This is a genomic window from Methylobacterium sp. M6A4_1b (assembly GCF_053345175.1).
The window spans coordinates 90,379-107,117 of record NZ_JBKEZQ010000008.1; the positions used below are offsets into that span (position 1 = coordinate 90,379).

14 protein-coding genes are annotated in these 16,739 nt (G+C 70.4%); 4 read left to right on the plus strand and 10 right to left on the minus strand.

Annotated features, from left to right (window positions below):
- The first annotated feature begins 28 nt into the window (after positions 1 to 28).
- A complete protein-coding gene (locus ACLBWX_RS10560) occupies positions 29 to 835 on the plus strand; it encodes an MBL fold metallo-hydrolase (RefSeq protein WP_447677019.1) in 807 nt (268 codons plus the stop codon).
- 57 nt (positions 836 to 892) lie between these two features.
- Here the strand turns inward: ACLBWX_RS10560 and ACLBWX_RS10565 are convergent, their stop codons facing one another.
- From ACLBWX_RS10565 to ACLBWX_RS10575, 3 genes are all read right to left on the minus strand, one after another.
- A complete protein-coding gene (locus tag ACLBWX_RS10565; protein ID WP_447677020.1) occupies positions 893 to 1,756 on the minus strand; it encodes an SGNH/GDSL hydrolase family protein in 864 nt (287 codons plus the stop codon).
- Positions 1,757 to 2,159: 403 nt separating this feature from the next.
- A complete protein-coding gene (locus ACLBWX_RS10570) occupies positions 2,160 to 5,366 on the minus strand; it encodes an efflux RND transporter permease subunit (protein WP_447677021.1) in 3,207 nt (1,068 codons plus the stop codon).
- The gene (locus ACLBWX_RS10575; protein WP_447677022.1) at positions 5,356 to 6,435 is read right to left on the minus strand and encodes an efflux RND transporter periplasmic adaptor subunit; all 1,080 of its coding nucleotides are present in this window, start codon (positions 6,433 to 6,435) and stop codon (positions 5,356 to 5,358) included. The genes ACLBWX_RS10570 and ACLBWX_RS10575 overlap by 11 nt, the downstream gene beginning before the upstream one ends.
- A gap of 279 nt (positions 6,436 to 6,714) precedes the next feature.
- Here ACLBWX_RS10575 and ACLBWX_RS10580 point away from each other — a divergent pair, with 279 nt between their 5' ends.
- On the plus strand, positions 6,715 to 7,638 hold the full coding sequence (locus tag ACLBWX_RS10580) for a DMT family transporter (protein WP_447677023.1): 924 nt from the start codon (positions 6,715 to 6,717) through the stop codon (positions 7,636 to 7,638).
- Positions 7,639 to 7,763: 125 nt separating this feature from the next.
- On the opposite strand, the gene ACLBWX_RS10585 is transcribed toward ACLBWX_RS10580, so the two are convergent.
- The 4 genes from ACLBWX_RS10585 to ACLBWX_RS10600 all read right to left on the minus strand — a co-directional run bounded on the left by ACLBWX_RS10585 (position 7,764) and on the right by ACLBWX_RS10600 (position 10,842).
- Positions 7,764 to 8,219 (minus strand): DUF4411 family protein, encoded by a 456-nt coding sequence (locus tag ACLBWX_RS10585; protein WP_447677107.1) that lies wholly within the window; start codon positions 8,217 to 8,219, stop codon positions 7,764 to 7,766.
- A gap of 15 nt (positions 8,220 to 8,234) precedes the next feature.
- Positions 8,235 to 9,470, minus strand: a complete 1,236-nt coding sequence (locus ACLBWX_RS10590; RefSeq protein ID WP_447677024.1) for an ImmA/IrrE family metallo-endopeptidase — start codon at positions 9,468 to 9,470, stop codon at positions 8,235 to 8,237.
- Between the two features lie 186 nt (positions 9,471 to 9,656).
- Complete coding sequence (locus ACLBWX_RS10595; protein ID WP_447677025.1) at positions 9,657 to 10,268, minus strand: flavin reductase family protein; 612 nt, start codon at positions 10,266 to 10,268, stop codon at positions 9,657 to 9,659.
- A 10-nt stretch (positions 10,269 to 10,278) separates the two neighbouring features.
- Positions 10,279 to 10,842, minus strand: coding sequence for a nitroreductase family protein (locus ACLBWX_RS10600; RefSeq protein ID WP_447677026.1), 564 nt, complete (start codon positions 10,840 to 10,842; stop codon positions 10,279 to 10,281).
- A gap of 195 nt (positions 10,843 to 11,037) precedes the next feature.
- Between ACLBWX_RS10600 and ACLBWX_RS10605 the strand changes: the two genes are divergently transcribed.
- Positions 11,038 to 11,994, plus strand: coding sequence for a hypothetical protein (locus ACLBWX_RS10605; RefSeq protein ID WP_447677027.1), 957 nt, complete (start codon positions 11,038 to 11,040; stop codon positions 11,992 to 11,994).
- Positions 11,995 to 12,064: 70 nt separating this feature from the next.
- On the opposite strand, the gene thrS is transcribed toward ACLBWX_RS10605, so the two are convergent.
- A complete protein-coding gene (gene thrS, locus ACLBWX_RS10610; RefSeq protein WP_447677028.1) occupies positions 12,065 to 14,092 on the minus strand; it encodes a threonine--tRNA ligase in 2,028 nt (675 codons plus the stop codon).
- Positions 14,093 to 14,477: 385 nt separating this feature from the next.
- On the opposite strand from thrS, the gene ACLBWX_RS10615 reads away from it, so the two are divergent.
- Positions 14,478 to 15,872: a 2-hydroxycarboxylate transporter family protein gene (locus ACLBWX_RS10615; protein WP_447677029.1), complete on the plus strand. Its 1,395-nt coding sequence runs from the start codon at positions 14,478 to 14,480 to the stop codon at positions 15,870 to 15,872.
- On the opposite strand, the gene yidD is transcribed toward ACLBWX_RS10615, so the two are convergent.
- Both yidD and ACLBWX_RS10625 read right to left on the minus strand, forming a co-directional pair.
- Positions 15,853 to 16,197: a membrane protein insertion efficiency factor YidD gene (gene yidD / locus ACLBWX_RS10620; protein ID WP_447677108.1), complete on the minus strand. Its 345-nt coding sequence runs from the start codon at positions 16,195 to 16,197 to the stop codon at positions 15,853 to 15,855. The genes ACLBWX_RS10615 and yidD overlap by 20 nt on opposite strands.
- Before the next feature lie 4 nt (positions 16,198 to 16,201).
- Positions 16,202 to 16,645, minus strand: coding sequence for an iron-sulfur cluster assembly scaffold protein (locus tag ACLBWX_RS10625; protein ID WP_447677030.1), 444 nt, complete (start codon positions 16,643 to 16,645; stop codon positions 16,202 to 16,204).
- Positions 16,646 to 16,739 lie beyond the last annotated feature (94 nt).

Consider the following 16,739-nt stretch of genomic DNA (forward strand, 5'->3'; position numbering starts at 1 on the left):
TCCGGTACCAACGGGGGCGGAGGTGCCGATGGGCGCATTGCGATTGACGATCCTCGGCTGCGGCTCGTCCGGCGGGGTGCCCCGCGTGGGCTACGGCTGGGGTGCCTGCGACCCGCGGGAGGCGCGCAACCGGCGCCGGCGCTGCTCGCTCCTGGTGGAACGGCAGGGCGACGCGGGGGCGGTCACCACCCTCCTCGTCGACACCGCGCCGGACCTGCGCGAGCAATTGCTCGACGCGGCGGTCCAGCGCCTCGACGCCATCTTGTTCACCCACGCCCATGCCGACCACACCCACGGCATCGACGACGTGCGCGCCCTGGTGATCCACATGCGCCGGCGCATCCCGGTCTTCGCCGATGCCCGGACGCGCAGCCTCCTGGAGGCGCGGTTCGGCTACTGCTTCGAGACGCCCCCCGGCAGCGAGTATCCGCCGATCCTCGACATGCACGACCTGGCGGATGGGCAGACGATGGTGGTGGAGGGGCCGGGCGGCGCGGTCACGGCCCTGCCCTTCGGCATGGAGCACGGCAACGAGGCGGCCCTGGGCTTCCGCTTCGGCCCGGCGGCCTACGCACCCGACGTCAGCCTGATGCCGGAGGCGTCGCAGGCGCGGCTGCACGGTCTCGACCTGCTGATCGTCGACGCCCTGCGGGAGACCCCGCATCCGACGCACTACTCGGTCTCGGATGCCCTGGCGCTGATCGAGACGGTGCGCCCGCGCCGGGCCATCCTGACCAACCTCCACACGGATCTCGACTACGCGACCCTGGCGGCCAAGCTGCCGCCGAACGTCGTGCCGGCCCATGACGGTCTGAGCGTCACGCTGGATCTGTGAGCGGCGCGGAGGAGGGCGGTCCGCCGCCGCCCCCGCCCCCGGCGCCCCGGTCCGGCCTCAGTTCTGGATGCCGGTATCCTGCGGCAGGCCCGCATTGGCCAGGATCTGCGCGGTGGCGGCGCGGGCCAGGCGGTCGTAGCCGGCATCGGTCATGTGCAGCCCGTCGGGACCGATCATCTGGGTCGGGGACAGCAGCCCCTGCGCCGCCCAGGCCCGCATCATCGCGTTGCGGCGGATCACCGGCACGTTGAGCTCCGTGGCGATGGCGTGCAGGGCGGCGCCGTAGGCCTCGGCCCCGTTGGTGGTCGAGAGCTTCTTGCACCATTGCTGGTCCATCAGGACCACGTCGGCCCCGGTGGCCCGCATGGCGAGGATGCCGGCCCGGGTGAGCTCGGCGAAGCGCTCGACGCTGACGCCGCTCATCGGGTCGTTGCTGCCGGTCTGCCAGATCACGAGGTCCGGCTTGTCGGCGAGCACGTCGTGCTCCAGCCGCCGGGCCATGGCCTCGGAATCGTCGCCACCCTTGCCGCGGTTCAGAACCGTGACGGAGGAATGCTCCGCGCCCGTCACGCCCAGCCGGGCCGCGAGGTCGCGCTGGAGCTGGGCCGGATAGGTGGTGGCCGGCGAAGAGGCGCCCGAGCCCTCCGTCGAAGACGATCCGAAGGCCACGATGCGGATGGCCTGGCCCTGGGCGATGAGGCCGGCGAGGCGGGGAAGGCGGGCGAGCGCCCGGCGCGGGATCGCCGCCCGGACGACCGGTCGGGCCGAAGGCTCCGCCGCGGCGGCCTGGGGCTGCTGCGCCAGGGCGCCGCGCTCCGGCTCGGCCTGCGCACGGGCCGGCAGGCCGGCGGCGAGCGAGACGGATCCGAAGGCCAGCAGGGCCAGGCTCAAGGCTGCGGAGGGGCGCGCAAAAATCGGCATCGCGTTCGCTTTGGAGAGGATCGATTCGGATGGGCATCCGCTCGGATGGCGCCCGGTATCATGTATTATGGGGAGGAATTGTGACATTCGCCAGCGGTTTAGCACCATTGGTGGCCGTTCCGGACCCGGGAACTGTCGATTGCGTGAATCGGCGGTGTGGAGATTGCATGAATACGCCGTGACGGGAATGGGTGAACCGTTCGTCAGCACGGGTCCCCTGCCCCCGATCGGCGGCCTCTGGTTCCATAATATATCTTATGCGAACGGCGTTTCGGGGGGTGGGGCAGGAGCTGGAACCAGGGTCCGGGACGGCCGTCGGACCGTCTTGCCGAGCCCGGATCGTTCCTCGCGCTCTGCGCCGCCGTGCCGTCCGGCGCGCGGGATGCCGTCGGGCGAGGGCGCCTCAGGCGACCGGCTCGAGCGCCCTGCCCTGCGGGGCCTCGAAGCGCGCGAAGCGCAGGGCCAGGGTCGGCAGGATGAGGAGGTTGAGCACCGTCGAGGTGGCGAGGCCGCCGAGGATCACGATGGCCATCGGCCCCTCGATCTCGCGGCCGGGCTCGCCGGCCCCGAGGGCGAGGGGCAGGAGGCCGAGGCCGGTGACCAGGGAGGTCATCAGGATCGGCACCATGCGGTCGGCGGCCCCGAGAATGGCGGTGTCCCGGTCCCAGGCCTGCCCCTCCTCCACCACGAGGTGCTCGTAATGGGCGATCATCATGATGGTGTTGCGCAGGGAGATCCCGAACAGGGTCACGAAGCCGACGATCGAACCCAGCGACAGCACCGCGCCGGTGGCGAAGACCGCCAGCACGCCGCCCACGAAGGCGAAGGGCAGGTTGACCAGGACCAGCATCAGGTTGCGCAGGCTCCCCGTCACGATGGCCAGCAGCAGCACGATGCCGAGGCCGGCGAGCCCGGAATAGACCAGGAGGTCCCGCCTTGCCCGCGCCTGCGCCTCGGCCGAGCCGGCGAAGCCGACATAGGTGCCCGGAGGCAGGGCGACCTCGCGGGCGATCTTGCGCTTGGCATCGGCCACGAAGCCGGCGACGTCGCGGCCGGTCACGTTGGCGGTGACCGCCTGGACCCGCTGCGCGCCCTCGTGCTGGACCTGGTAGCGGCCGGAGGTCTCGTAGATGTCCGCCACCTGGGCGAGGCGCACCACCCGGCCGCCGGAGCCGCGCAGGGGCAGGTCGCTTAGGGCCGAGAGCCGGCCGCGGGTGGCGGAATCGAGGATGACGAGGACGTTGAACACCGCGTTGCCCGCATAGGTCTGGCCCACGATGTCGCCCTGATAGGCGGTGCGCACCACCTCCATCACCTCGACGGCCGAGAGGCCCCAATGGCGCAGGTCGTTGGGCCTCAGGCCCACGTTCACCTGGGGCAGCCCCGCCGGGGAGCTCTGTTGGATGTCCACGGCGCCCCGCACCTCGGCGAGCTCGCGGGCGATGTCGCGGGCGGCCGTCTCGATGGCGCCGAGGTCGGTGCCGAAGACGTTGATCACCACCGGCGCGGTGAAGCCCGACACGGTTTCCTCGATGCGCTCGGTGAGGAAGGTCTTGAGGGAGAAGGCGGCCCCGGGGAAACCCGCCATCACGGCCCGGATCCGGGCCTCCGCCGCCCCCTGCCCCGCCCCGTCGAGGCCGGGCTCCAGGTCGATGTGGATCTCGCTGTAATGGGTGCCGGCGGTGTCCTGGCCGGCCTCGGCCCGGCCGATCTGCGAGGCGACCGCCCGGATGCCGGGGATCGCCTTGAGGGCGGCGGTGATGCGGGTGCCCAGACGCATCGATTCCTGCAGCGAGGTGCCGGGCGCGGCCGCCATGTGCAGGATCAGGTGGCCCTCCTTGAGATCGGGCAGGAAGGTCGAGCCGAAGAACGGCACCACGGCGGCCCCCAGGAGGGTGACGAGGAGGCCGCAGGCCATGACGAGGCGCGGGGCGCGGTCGATCCGGGTCAGCAGGCGCGCGTAGTGGCGGCGGGCGGCGCGCATCACCGGCGGGTCCAGGGTCGAGGCCTCGCGCCGGCCGGTGAGGAGCCACATCGCCAGGGCAGGGGTCACCGTGAGCGCGACGGCGAGGGAGGCCACCACGGCGAGGATGTAGGCGAGGCTCAGGGGGCCGAACAGCCGGCCCGCGATGCCCGACAGGGCGAGGACGGGCAGGAACACCAGCAGCACCGCGATGGTGGCGTAGGCGACCGCCGTGCGCACCTCCAGGATGGCGTCGAGGACCACCCTCCCCTCGGGACGCGGGCCGCCGAGGCGGCGGTTCTCGCGCAGGCGCCGGACCACGTTCTCGACGCCGATCACGGCGTCGTCCACCACCTCGCCGATGGCGATGGCGAGCCCGCCCAGGGTCATGGTGTTGAGGCTCTCGCCCAGCGCCTGGAGCGCCACCACGGCGGCGATGAGCGAGAGCGGGATCGCGAGCGCCGAGATCACGGCGGTGCGCCAGTCGTAGAGGAAGACGAACAGCACCACGACCACCAGGATGCCGCCGAGCCCGAGGGCCTGCAGCACGTTGCCGTTGGCGATGGCGATGAAGTTGGCCGGCCGGAACAGGTCGGCATGCAGGGTCACGCCCTCGCGCTCCAGGGCCGGGCGCAGGTCCTCCAGGGCCGCCTCGACCCGGGCGGTGACCGCGCGGGTGTTGGCGCCGTACTGGGCGCCGACCATGAGGAGCACGCCGGGCCGTCCGTCCACCAGGGCGGCGCCGATCGCCGGCTCGCCGGTGGCGACCACGGTGGCCACGTCCGCCAGGGTCACGCTGGCCCCGCCCTCGTTGATCAGAACCGTGCGCGCGACCGCCTCGGGGCTGAGCGACTGGCCGTCGGTCTGGAGGGCGATGCGCTGGTTGGGCGTGTCGACGAAGCCGGCCCCGCGCACGCCGGTGGCCTTGCGCGCGGCGGCCAGCACGTCGTTGACGCCGATGTTGAAGCGCACGAGGTCGTTGGGGCGGATCTGCACCTGCAGCGAGCGCACCGCGCCGCCATAGACCGAGACCTGCGCGATGCCCGGCACGGCGAGGAGGCGCAGGCGAACGGTCCAGTCCGCCAGGGTGCGCAGGTCCATGTCCGAGCGGTTCTGCGTGGTCAGGCCGACGAGGAGCACCGTGCTGGTGGCGGAGGTCAGCGCCGTCATCGCCGGCGGCAGCACGCCCTGGGGCAGGCGGCCGGCCAGCGCCGTCAGCCGCTCGGTGACGAGCTGGCGCACCCGGTAGATGTCGCTGCCCGCCCCGAAGGTGACGGTGATCACCGACAGGCCCTGGATCGAGCTCGACCGGAGCGAGACCACCCCCGGCAGGCCGTTGACCGCCACCTCCACGGCCTGCGTCACCAGCACCTCGACCTGTTCCGGGTTGAGGCCCGGGGCCTCGGTCTGGATCACCACGGAGGGCGGCGCGAATTCCGGGAAGACGTCGTACTGGGCGTCGGCCAGCACCACGCAGCCGTAGCCGGCGAGCGCCAGGCTGAGCGCCAGGACGATGCCGCGGAAGCGCACCGCGAAGGCGACCAGCGCCGCCTGCGGACCGCCCTGGCCCTGGGACCGGGACCCCTTCGCCCCGGGTCCCTTCGCCTCTGGTCCCTTCGCCTCGACTCCCTTCGCCTCAATCGTCATCGACGCCGCCCGAGACCTGCAGCTGGCTCTTCATCTCCTCGGAAAGGAGCGCCTGTGCCCCCGCGAGCACGATCTCGGTGCCGCCGGGCAGGTCCTCCACCACGTAGGCGTCGGCCGACATCGGCGGGTCGGCCTTCAGCCGGTGGCGGGCGAAGGCGTCGGGTCCCACCGCCCGGTAGATCCAGGCCGCTCCCTGCCAGTGCACCACCGCGTCCTCGGGCACGCTGAGGCCGGTGACGCTGCGGTCGGCCGCCAGGAAGGCCAGCATGCTCATGCCGGGCAGGAAGCCGCTGTCGCCCGGCACGGTGTAGAAGAAGCTCAGGCCCTGGATGCGCGGATCCGTGCGGGTGGCGGGGGAGACGTAGGTCAGGGCGACCCGCGCGCTCTGGGGCGGCACCTCGGCGAAGGCCGCCGCCGGCGGCCCCTTCAGGCCCTCCCCCGGCGGCAGGGTGACCTGCACCAGGAAGTCGGTCCGCTCGATCAGCCGGGTGACGGTGGCCGAGCGCTCGACGATGGCCCGGCCGATCACCGGCCCCCATTCCTGCTGGGCGGTGGCCGAGAGGGTGCGCACCTGCGATTCCGCCGCCGCCAGGGCCGCCTGGTCGGTCTGGGCGGTGCCTCCCGCGGTCTCGAGCTGGACGGTGGTGGCGTATTGCCCGAGCGACCTCGCCCGCTGCAGGGCGCTGCGCGAGACCTCGGCGCGGGCCTGGGCGGTCTGGAGGGCGGCCCGGGCGCTGGCATAGGCGTTGGTCAGGTCGGTGACCCGGGCGAGGTCGAGGACGCTGCCATAGGCCTGCAGCTCCTCCCGATGGTCGGCGAGGGGCCGGGCCTCGGTGACGATGCCGATGCGGGTGCGCTCGGCGGCCGAGAGGCGCACCACGGTGCGGCCCTCCTCCACGGCGGTGCGCTGGGCCGGCAGGTGCGCGGGCCTGGCCGCCCCGGGTCGGGCCTGGAGGGCCTCGAGGCGCTCGCGCAGCGCGCCGAGGAGGACGGCGCCCCGGGGCGAGACGGCGAGGCCGCCGAGGCCGGCCACCGCGAGGCCGGCGAGGAGGAGGGATCGCCACGTCACCGGATGTCTCGCCCTCCCCCCGTTGCCGCGGCCGTGTCGCCGGCGCGTTCCGGGCCGGCATAACCGTGTCCACCGGCATAGGGAATCGGCGCGCCGATCGATACCCGGGGGCGGATCGATACCGGGGGATGGGCGCGGCCCCGGGGGGCGCGCCGGGGCGGAGGCGGGCGGTTTTCGATGGGGGCGTTGCGCCGGGCGGCCTGTCCCCGCGCGGCGCGGCGGGCTATCCCGCCCCGGTGGCCGGCCGCGAGCCCGGCCAGAGCCCAGGGAGATCCGCCCATGCGCGTCCCGGAGACGCCCGCCGGACGCGCGGCCGAGCCGGCGGCCGCGGCCTACCCGCTCCTCGTGTTCACGATGCTGCTCTGGGGCGGCAACGTGGTGGCGAGCAAGTGGGCGGCGGGCGAGGTCTCGCCCCAGGTGCTCACCTGCCTGCGCTGGGCCTTCGCCTGCCTCGCCCTGGCGCTGCCGGCGCGGGCGGGCCTCGTGGCGGAGTGGGACCGGCTGAAGCGCCACTGGGCTTACGTGCTGCTGATGGGGGCCTGCGGCTACACCCTCTACGCCAGCCTGTTCTACGCCGCCGGCCTGTTCACCAGCGGCATCAACATCGCCCTGTTCCAGGGGTCGATCCCGGTCCTCGTCATCCTGATCAACTATGTCGTCCACCGGGTGGCGGTGACGGGCGCGCAGGCGCTGGGCGTGGCCGTGACGCTCGCGGGCGCCGTGGTGGCGGCGACCCACGGCGACTGGCGGGTGCTCGCCACCTTCGCGTTCAACCGGGGCGACGTGCTGATGCTGGTCGCCTGCCTGCTCTATGCCGGCTACACCGTGGCGCTCTCACGCCGCCCCAGGGTCTCGGGCCTGAGCTTCTTCACGGCCGTGGCGCTGTCGGCGCTCCTCACCTCGCTGCCGCCGCTCTACGCCGAATGGGCCCTCGGACACACGATCTGGCCCACCCCGAAGGGCTGGGCCATCGTGATCTTCGTGGCGCTGGGTCCCTCGCTGGTGGCGCAGCTCGCCTTCATGCGGGGCGTCGAGTTGATCGGCCCGAACCGGGCCGGCCTCTTCGTCAACCTCGTGCCGATCTTCGGGGCCGGGCTCGCCATCCTGCTGGTGGGCGAGCCGTTCCGCTGGCACGAAGGCCTCGCGCTGGCCCTGGTCATCGGCGGCATCGCCATCGCGGAGCGGTTGGAGCGCCGCCGCTGAGGTTCCGGCTATAGGGACGCGCAAGCGTTCAGGCCGCCATCCGTCCTGATCGCAGACCCACCTGAGCGAAAAATCTGGCTTAAGTTCTGGGGGCGTATCGTCCCGCGACGCGATCCGCTCCTCCTTTAGCCGAGGGTCCAATCCTCGGCATCAAACAAGTCGGCGAGTTTGAAGCATGGGATCTGCAGGGCGCTGCAGACACCCGGTATTTTCTTGAGGTTTGCCGGACCATCCTCCTCACTGACGACCCGATATCCATAGACTTCGGCGGTGGCGATGACGAAGGGATCGGCGGCAAACTTCTCTTTGCCTTGCATCACCAACCCCTTGTAGGTGTTGATAATGTATGCGGCACGTGCCTGCACATCTGCATCAGGTTGCAGGAACATGGCTTCATGCTCCACAAGCCAACCATGGAGTTCGGGTGATCGTACTTTGCATTCGTTTAAAACAAGGGAGGAAGAAACCAAGCGTTCCATTATTACCAGGGACTCGAACTGCTCCCAAAGCTTTGGAAAGCGATTGGGCTTGTAGCGATCATACCATGCTGAAATCAGCGAACTGGTATCAATACAGTACACTTCGGCCAATGGGCTTTACCCTTTCAAGCCGAAGGCAGCCTGTTCCATTGCTGGGACAGATTTCACCTGCATATTGAAGTAGTTGGATACATCACGCAGCGTGAGGCGCCGATCGTAGTATCCACGGAACACAAGCTGGGCGTATGGCCTTCCAAGTTGACTCAGGACGATTGTGTGCCGCGGAATGGCAGCTCCCTTAGCGGGATTTTCCAGGTCGTCGTATTCTTTCTGGAACAGGTGCCTGCGGCTTTCATAAAAAGCTTTGCTGGTTCTTCCTATTGTCAGAAGACGGCGCAGAATTACTTCTCGGCTCACACCAAAGCGTGTGGCAAGGGCGGCAAGTTCATCGTCTTGCCAAGTCTTTTCTGCCCCTTTTCGAGTGACCATAGGCTCGCGCAGAAGCCATTCCTTCGGTACGAGAGCTGCCGCAGCGGCTGCATTGCAGAACCTTTCGACCTTGGCCACGTCGACATGGCCTTCATCAATCCCAAACCCGCTAACGCCACTTGCTCGGACGACTAGGTGGCAGAACTCATGCAGCAGCGTGAACGTGCGTCCGTTGGTGCGGTCCTTGGAATTGATCAGAATGAGCGGCATCCGAGAAGCCGCAATGGCAGCGCCTCGCATCTCGGACAGCGCAAGTTTTGGAATCAGGAATACGAGGATGTCTCGGGCTTCGATTTTGGCCCGCCAATTGTCGAACGCCTTCGCACGCCATGCCTGCTGCTCGGCTTCAGTGACGCTCAGGTAGGCTCGCATACGCCCTCCCAGAGCCTCAATATCCTCATTAAGATCAGCGGAGAGATCGAACTCTCGGATCGGGTCGCCGATCTCACTTCGGAGCTCCAAAGCCAGATCGCGGCGCTCCTGAGCTTGGCGGATTACGGTGGTTAATGCAGGCGTATAGGCGCCGGGTTCGGAGTCCACACGCTTGCGAAAGTCCTGGATAGGTTGGAAATCGACCGGTGGCTCATCCAAGTAGAACAAGCTGGGTGCGCGCTTGTAGGCATTAGCGGCAGCCAGGAACTGTGGAAATGTCAGTTGCACCGCGCCAGTTTCGGCTGACGTGAGCTTTTCCACGGTGACACCGACAGCCTTCGCAGCCGCCTCAGGGGTGAGACGGGCCTTTTCCCGAGCCCACTTGAGCATGGCCGGGTTGATGAAGGCAGGTACGCTCTTTGCCATGGCTACGCTTGCACCATACCACACCCATTGCGTCGGGTAGGCTTCCTTCGAGAAATAGCTGGGCACACCGTGAACTCAATTTCGACGACGCGGTGTTCATACTCCGTTCTCACGTTTAGGCGCTATGCCGAACTTGGTCGATCCTACATCGCCGATCCGTCCAGTCCTCGGGGTATGCGCGGCTCCCGGGCGCTCTGCCAATCCGCAATGACCAAGCGCCTTGTCAGACGTGACGGCGCGGACGCGTGAGGCCTACCTATCCCCGCCCGCCGGCCGGCGCAGCTCGAACCGGGTCTCGGGTTCGGCGGTGAAGTAGTCGAAGTAGCCGCCGCGCAGGATCGGCCGCATGGCGCCGGTGTCGACGAGGCCGTCGCGGATGAAGCGGTCGTCGATGTAGATCGAGACCACCTGCCCGATCACCAGGAAGTGCGAGGCGTCGCTGCCGTCGAGTGGCGTCAGCGGCACGGTCTGCAGCCACTTGCACTCGATCGCGGCCGGCGATTCGGCGACCCGGGGCGGGCGCACCTTTCGCGAGGGCGCCGCCGTCAGGCCCGCGAAGGCGAACTCGCTCTCGCCGCGGGGCAGGGGCGCCGAGGTGGCGTTCACCGCCTCGCGCAGGTCGTAGGTGGCGAAGTTGCAGACGAACTCGGCCCCCTCCTCCGCGAAGCTCATGGCGTCCTTGCGCCCGGCCGAGGAGAACATGACCATGTCGGGACCGGACGCGACCGCGTTGAAGTAGGAATAGGGCGCGAGGTTCACCGCGCCGTCGCGGTTCATCGCGCTGATCCAGCCGATCGGGCGCGGGGCCACCAGGGCCTTCAGCGGGTTGTGCGGCAGGCCCTTGGTCTCGGCGTCGTAATGCATGGCCTGCCCCTCAGAGCCGGGTGACGATGTCGGCCAGCGCCGGGCGGGGCCGGTCGGGCGGCACCTCCTGCGCGCGCCCGACATGGATGAAGCCGGCCAGCCGCTCGCTGGGGTCGAGGCCGAGCACGTCGAGGATGCGGGAATCGTAGGCGAACCACTCGGTGAGCCAGGCCGTGGCGTAGCCCGCGGCGTTGGCCGCCACCACGAGGTTCATCGCCACGGCGCCGGCCGAGAGCACCTGCTCCCATTCCGGGATCTTGATGTGCGGCCCGGCCCGCGACACCACCGCCACCACCAGGGGCGCCAGGGCGAGGCGGTGGTGCTCGAGATCCAGGCGGGCGGCGTCGGCCTCCGGATGGTCGGCGGCGTAGGCCGCCGCGATCGCGTCGCCGATCCGGGTGCGGGCCTCGCCCGCGATGACGAGGAAGCGCCAGGGCGCCAGCTTGCCGTGGTCCGGAACCCGCGACGCGATGGTCAGGATCGCGTCGAGCTCGGCCGCGTCCGGGCCGGGCCCTTCCAGGCGGAGGGGCGGAACCGAGCGGCGGGTGCGCAGGAGATCGAGGGTGGCGTTCATGGCATCCCTGGAGCAGGATCGGGCGGGCAGGAGCGGGCGAGCGAGTGCGGACCGCGGACGATGGCCCCCGGGACGGCGCGGCCTTGCCGCCGCCATGGTCCGGTTCCAGAGGGCGGGCGCCGGGCGCGGCGACCCCGCGTGACATGGCGCGTCGGCGGCGGGTTGGCAACGCCGGCGGGAACGGGGAGGTGCGGGATGGCGCGGGCAGGGTACGGATCGGTCTTGCTGGGCTGCGCCCTCCTCCTCGCCGGCCGTCCCGGGACCGCCTCGGCGCAGGACGGCAACGCCTTCCACAACCGGATCGGTCCCAACCTCCCCTCCCCGGCCATGCCTTCGCCGTCCATGCCCGCCCCCTCGATGTCGGACCCCTCGGCGCCGCCGCTGCCCAGCACGGCGAGCGCGGCCCTCACCCTCTCGGCGGTGTTCGCCGGGGGCGACAAGCCGCTGCGCTCCGGGCTCGCCTGGCGCATCTACGAGGACCGCACGGACGGGACGAAGCCCGCCATCGTCGCCCGCTCCGAGGCGGCCGAGCCGAGCTTCACCCTGGCGCCGGGCGCTTACGTGGCCACCGTGACCTACGGCTTCGCCAGCGCCTCCCGCCGCGTCGTCCTGGCGGGCCAGCCGGCCTCCGAGCAGCTCAAGGTCAATGCCGGGGCGCTCAAGCTCTCGGGCGCCATCGGCGACGTGAAGCTCGGCGCCGACCAACTCGCCTTCTCGGTCTTCGTGCCGATCGGGACGAATTCGGAGGGGCGCCTCGTGCGCAGCGGCGTCAAGGCGGGCGAGCTCCTGCGCCTGCCCGAGGGCACCTACCACGTGGTCTCGACCTATGGCGGCTCGAACGCGATCCAGCGCGCGGACCTGAAGGTGGAGAACGGCAAGGTCACGGACGCCACCCTCAACCACCGCGCCGCCACCCTGACCCTGAAGCTCGTGGCCGCGGAGGGGGCGGAGGCCTTCGCCGGCACCGCCTTCTCGGTGCTGACGCCGGGCGGCGACACCATCCGCGAGGCCATCGGCGCCTTCCCGCAGGTGACCCTGGCGGAGGGCGACTACGTGCTGATCGCGCGGCACGACGGGCAGGTCTACACCCGCGAGTTCAAGGTCGAGAGCGGCCTCAACCGCGACGTCGAGGTCATCGCCAAGGCGGGATGAGCGATGGCCGGGTGAGCGATGGCCGGCCGGGGCCGGCCCCCGCCCCGTCCCCGGGGCGGCGCGCGCGGGCCTAGGGCGTCGGCGCCTCGCCGTGCCGGCCGTCGAGGGCGACGTTCTCGCTCGGCACGGTCTCGACCACCGCATCCGCCCGGATACGGTCCGGCGCGGTCGCCTCCGCCACCAGGGCGGCCAGGGTCTCGTCGAGGCCGCCGGTGCGGGTGTGCTGGCTGCCGAGGCGCCGCACCGAGACGGTGCGCTCCTCGCCCTCCTTGCGGCCGACGACCAGCATCACCGGCACCTTGGCGAGCGAGTGCTCACGGACCTTGTAGTTGATCTTTTCGTTCCTCAGATCGGCCTCGACGCGCAGACCCAGGCGCGTCGCGGCGGCGACCACCTCGCGGGCATAGGGATCGGCATCCCCCGTGATGGTGGCGACCACCACCTGCACCGGCGCCAGCCAGAGCGGGAAATGCCCGGCGAAGTGCTCGATCAGGATGCCGGTGAAGCGCTCCAGCGAGCCGCAGATGGCGCGGTGGACCATGACGGGGGGCTTCTTGCCGCTCTCGGCATCGACGTAGAACGCGCCGAAGCGTTCCGGCAGGTTGAAGTCGACCTGCGTCGTGCCGCATTGCCAGTCGCGCCCGATGGCGTCGCGCAGCACGTACTCGAACTTCGGCCCGTAGAAGGCGCCCTCCCCCGGGTTGATCGCGGTCCTGATCCGGCCGCCGGACTGCTCCTCGATCTGGGCGAGGACGCGCGTCATCACCGCTTCGGCATGGTCCCAGAGGGCGTCCGACCCGACCCGCTTCTCGGGGCGGGTCGAGAGCTTCACCACGATCTCGCCGAAGCCGAAATCGGCGTAGGTGGAGAGGATCAGGTCGTTGATCTTCAGGCACTCGTCGGCGAGCTGGTCCTCGGTGCAGAAGATGTGCGCGTCGTCCTGGGTGAAGCCGCGCACCCGCATCAGGCCGTGCATGGCGCCCGAGGGCTCGTAGCGGTGGACCACGCCGAACTCGGCCATGCGCAGGGGCAGGTCGCGATAGGACTTCAGCCCGTGCTTGAAGATCATCACGTGGCCGGGGCAGTTCATCGGCTTCAGGGCGAACCAGCGCTTGTCCTCGGCCTCGTCCCCGGCGGATTGCGCCGCGAACATGTTCTCGCGGTACCAGCCCCAGTGGCCGGAGGTCTCCCACAGGGCCTTGTCGAGGATCTGGGGGGCGTTGACCTCCTGGTAGTCGCCGCGCAGGCGCCGGCGCATGTAGGCGATCAGCTCCTGGAACACCGTCCAGCCCTTGGCGTGCCAGAACACGACGCCCGGCCCCTCCTCCTGGAAGTGGAACAGGTCCATCTCTCTCCCCAGGCGCCGGTGGTCGCGGCGCTCGGCCTCCTCGAGGCGGTGCAGGTAGGCGTCGAGGTCCTCCTTCGAGGCCCAGGCGGTGCCGTAGATGCGGGTCAGCATCGGGTTGTTGGAATCGCCGCGCCAGTAGGCGCCCGCCACCTTCATCAGCTTGAAGGCGGTGCCGACCTTGCCCGTGGAGGTCATGTGCGGGCCGCGGCAGAGGTCGAACCAGTCGCCCTGGCGATAGACCTTCAGGTCCTCGCCGGGCGGGATCGCGTCGACGAGCTCGACCTTGTAGGCCTCGCCCTTCTCGGCGAAGAGCGCGCGGATGTCGTCGCGCTTCCAGACCTCCTTGGTGAAGGGGGCGTCGCGCGCGACGAGCTCGCGCATCTTCGCCTCGATCTTCGGGAAGTCCTCCGGGGTGAAGGGCTCGTCCCGGGCGAAGTCGTAGTAGAATCCGTTCTCGATCACCGGGCCGATGGTGACCTGCGTGCCCGGCCACAGGGCCTGCACCGCCTCCGCCAGGACGTGGGCGCAGTCGTGCCGGATCAGCTCGAGACTGCGCGGGTCGGCGCGGTCGAGGAACTCGATGCGGGCGTCCTGCGCGATCGTGTCGTCGAGGTCGCGCACGGTGCCGTCGAGGGCCATGGCGACGGTGCGCTTGGCCAGGGACTTGGCGATGCCCTCGACGACGGCACGGCCGGTGATCGCGGCGTCGTAGCTGCGGGTGTTGCCGTCGGGGAAGGTCAGGATCGGCATGGCCGGGGGCTCCTTGGAGGCTCACTCCTGCGTACGCGGCAGGTAAGCGGGGGCGGGTCGGAATGGGGGCCGCGATGCGGCGCCGCGCCGGGCCGTTTAGACCCATTCGCATCGGGAAGGAACGCGAATTCCGAGCGGGACGGCGGGCGGGAAGGCCGGAGGATCGCCGGGCCGACGGTCCCGCCCCGGGCTGCTGACAATCGCCAGTGATCCTCAATCACCATTGCGGCCCGTGCCGGCCGATCAATTGACAAGGCCGGCCCAACCCGACTGATGCTCGCCGATGGCCTTCCGTGCCGCACGGTCGAGACCAGAAAAAAATCCAAAAAATCAGAGACCAGCCGGCCCCGCGGGGCAGACAGGGCTTTCGCCGGGAGACACGTTCATGCCGAGCCCCGCACCGACGGCGCCCCCCGAAGGCGTCGCCATCGCCACGACGGCCCACCCGCCGGGGGGGCAGGCCGGGACGCAGCGCTTCTGGCCGCAGGGCTGGTGGCGCCTCGTCGACATCCAGATCGGCATCATCCCGCTGCCGGTCTACCTGATCCTGGTGGCGCTGATCTGGGTGCTGACCTCGGAGGGCGAGATCAAGGCCGACGCGCCGACGATGATCGCCGTGCTGGTGCTCGGCGGCTTCACCTGCGCGGAGATCGGCAAGCGCCTGCCGGTCCTGCGCCAGATCGGGGCGGGGGCGATCTTCGCCACCTTCATCCCCTCGGCGCTGGTCTATTACGCGCTGATCCCGGGGCCGATCGTCAAGGCGATCACGGACTTCACCAAGTTCACCAACTTCCTCTATCTCTACATCGCGGCGATCATCGTCGGCAGCATCTTGGGGATGGACCGGGCGGTTCTGATCAAGGGCTTCCTCAAGATCTTCGTCCCCCTCGGCCTCGGCTCCCTGGCGGCGGGCTGCGTCGGCACCCTGGTGGGCACGCTCCTGGGGCTCGGCGCCCACCACACGTTCTTCTTCATCGTGGTGCCGATCATGGCCGGCGGCGTCGGCGAGGGCGCGATTCCGCTCTCCATCGGCTACGGCAGCATCCTCGGCCTGCCCCAGGGCGACGTCTTCGCCCAGGTGCTGCCGCCGGTGATGCTGGGCAGCCTCACGGCGATCATCCTGGCCGGCACCCTGAACTGGGTGGGCAAGCGCCGCCCGCACCTGACCGGCGAGGGCCGCCTGCAGCCCGACACCGCGAACGACATGGAGGCGGGCGCGCCCGCGGAGACCGGCCCGATCGACGCCGCCACGGTGGCGGCGGCCGGCCTCACGGCGGTGACGCTCTACCTGCTGGGCGTGATGTGCCACCATCTCACCGGCCTGCCCGCCCCCGTGGCGATGCTGTTCCTGGCGGTCCTGGCCAAGCTCGCCAGCGCGGTCTCGCCCCGGCTCCAGGCCGGCGGCTTCATCGTCTACAAGTTCGTGCAGGTGGGCATGACCTACCCGCTGCTCTTCGCCATCGGCGTCTCGCTCACCCCCTGGGACAAGCTGGTGGCGGCCTTCACGCTGCCGAACCTGATTACCATCGTGGCCACCGTCGTCACCCTGATGACGACGGGCTATCTGGTCGGGCGCCGGCTCGGCATGTACCCGATCGAGACCGCCATCGTGAACGCCTGCCACAGCGGCCAGGGCGGCACCGGCGACGTGGCGATCCTCACCGCCGCCAACCGGATGGCGCTGATGCCCTTCGCCCAGATCGCCACCCGCATCGGCGGCGCGCTCACGGTGACGGGGACGCTGGTGTTCCTGAAGTGGATCACGGCGGCGCCGGTCTAGGAGCGGCCCCCTCCCCCGCCGCCTCGCACGCGAACGGCGAGGGCGGCGCGTTCACGCCGCGCCAGCGGCCGTAGCGCCAGGGTTTGAGCCATGCCGCGTCGGGCGGCAAAGCCTCCGGCACGAGATCGATGCCGTGGGTGCCCAAGGGGCCGCAGCGGCAGATCCGCGAAAAACCCATCCAGCCGCCGGCCCAGAGGCCGTGCCGCTGGATCGCTTCGTCCGTGTAGGTCGAGCACGAGGGCCAGTGCCGGCACTGGCGGCCGATCAGGCTCGACAGGGTGAGCTGGTAGCCCCGGATCGCCCCGTGGGCGAGGCGGCGGAGCAGCACCCTACTCGGCCGCCACCGCCCCGGCCTCGACGCGGTCGAGGGCGTCCACCACCGCGTCGAAGGTCAGGAGCGTCGAGGCGTGGCGGGCCTTGAAGTCGCGCACGGGCTCCAGCACGGCGAGGTCCGCCCAGGCGCCCGCCGGTGCCGGACCGTTCTCCTTGAGCATCCGCCGCATCGCGGCGCGGACCTCGCGCAGTTCTCCGGCGCTGGCGCCGACCACGTGGCGCGCCATCAGGGACGACGAGGCCTGGCCCAGCGCGCAGGCCTTCACCTCGTGGGCGAAGTCGGTGACCGTGCCGTCCCGCAGCGTCAGATCCACCGTGACGGTGGAGCCGCAGAGCTTCGAATGCGCGGTGGCGCTGGCATCCGGGGCCGCCAGGCGGCCGAGACGCGGGATGTCGGCGGCCAGTTCGAGGATGCGACGGTTGTAGATGTCGTCGAGCATGGACGTTCGATCCTCTTGCCGTTCCACCGGGACGACTGGCGCGGAGCCGGCTTCCGATCCCGGAGGTCCGATCCGCGCAGCCCGCATTGCGCGA

What these genes read in the sequence shown, in the direction of transcription:
- ACLBWX_RS10560 (WP_447677019.1), top strand. Translation starts at nt 29, where the DNA reads ATGGGCGCATTGCGATTGACGATCCTCGGCTGCGGCTCGTCCGGCGGG.
- ACLBWX_RS10565 (WP_447677020.1), bottom strand. Translation starts at nt 1,756, where the DNA reads ATGCCGATTTTTGCGCGCCCCTCCGCAGCCTTGAGCCTGGCCCTGCTG.
- ACLBWX_RS10570 (WP_447677021.1), bottom strand. Translation starts at nt 5,366, where the DNA reads ATGACGATTGAGGCGAAGGGAGTCGAGGCGAAGGGACCAGAGGCGAAG.
- ACLBWX_RS10580 (WP_447677023.1), top strand. Translation starts at nt 6,715, where the DNA reads ATGCGCGTCCCGGAGACGCCCGCCGGACGCGCGGCCGAGCCGGCGGCC.
- ACLBWX_RS10595 (WP_447677025.1), bottom strand. Translation starts at nt 10,268, where the DNA reads ATGCATTACGACGCCGAGACCAAGGGCCTGCCGCACAACCCGCTGAAG.
- ACLBWX_RS10600 (WP_447677026.1), bottom strand. Translation starts at nt 10,842, where the DNA reads ATGAACGCCACCCTCGATCTCCTGCGCACCCGCCGCTCGGTTCCGCCC.
- ACLBWX_RS10605 (WP_447677027.1), top strand. Translation starts at nt 11,038, where the DNA reads ATGGCGCGGGCAGGGTACGGATCGGTCTTGCTGGGCTGCGCCCTCCTC.
- thrS (WP_447677028.1), bottom strand. Translation starts at nt 14,092, where the DNA reads ATGCCGATCCTGACCTTCCCCGACGGCAACACCCGCAGCTACGACGCC.
- ACLBWX_RS10615 (WP_447677029.1), top strand. Translation starts at nt 14,478, where the DNA reads ATGCCGAGCCCCGCACCGACGGCGCCCCCCGAAGGCGTCGCCATCGCC.
- ACLBWX_RS10625 (WP_447677030.1), bottom strand. Translation starts at nt 16,645, where the DNA reads ATGCTCGACGACATCTACAACCGTCGCATCCTCGAACTGGCCGCCGAC.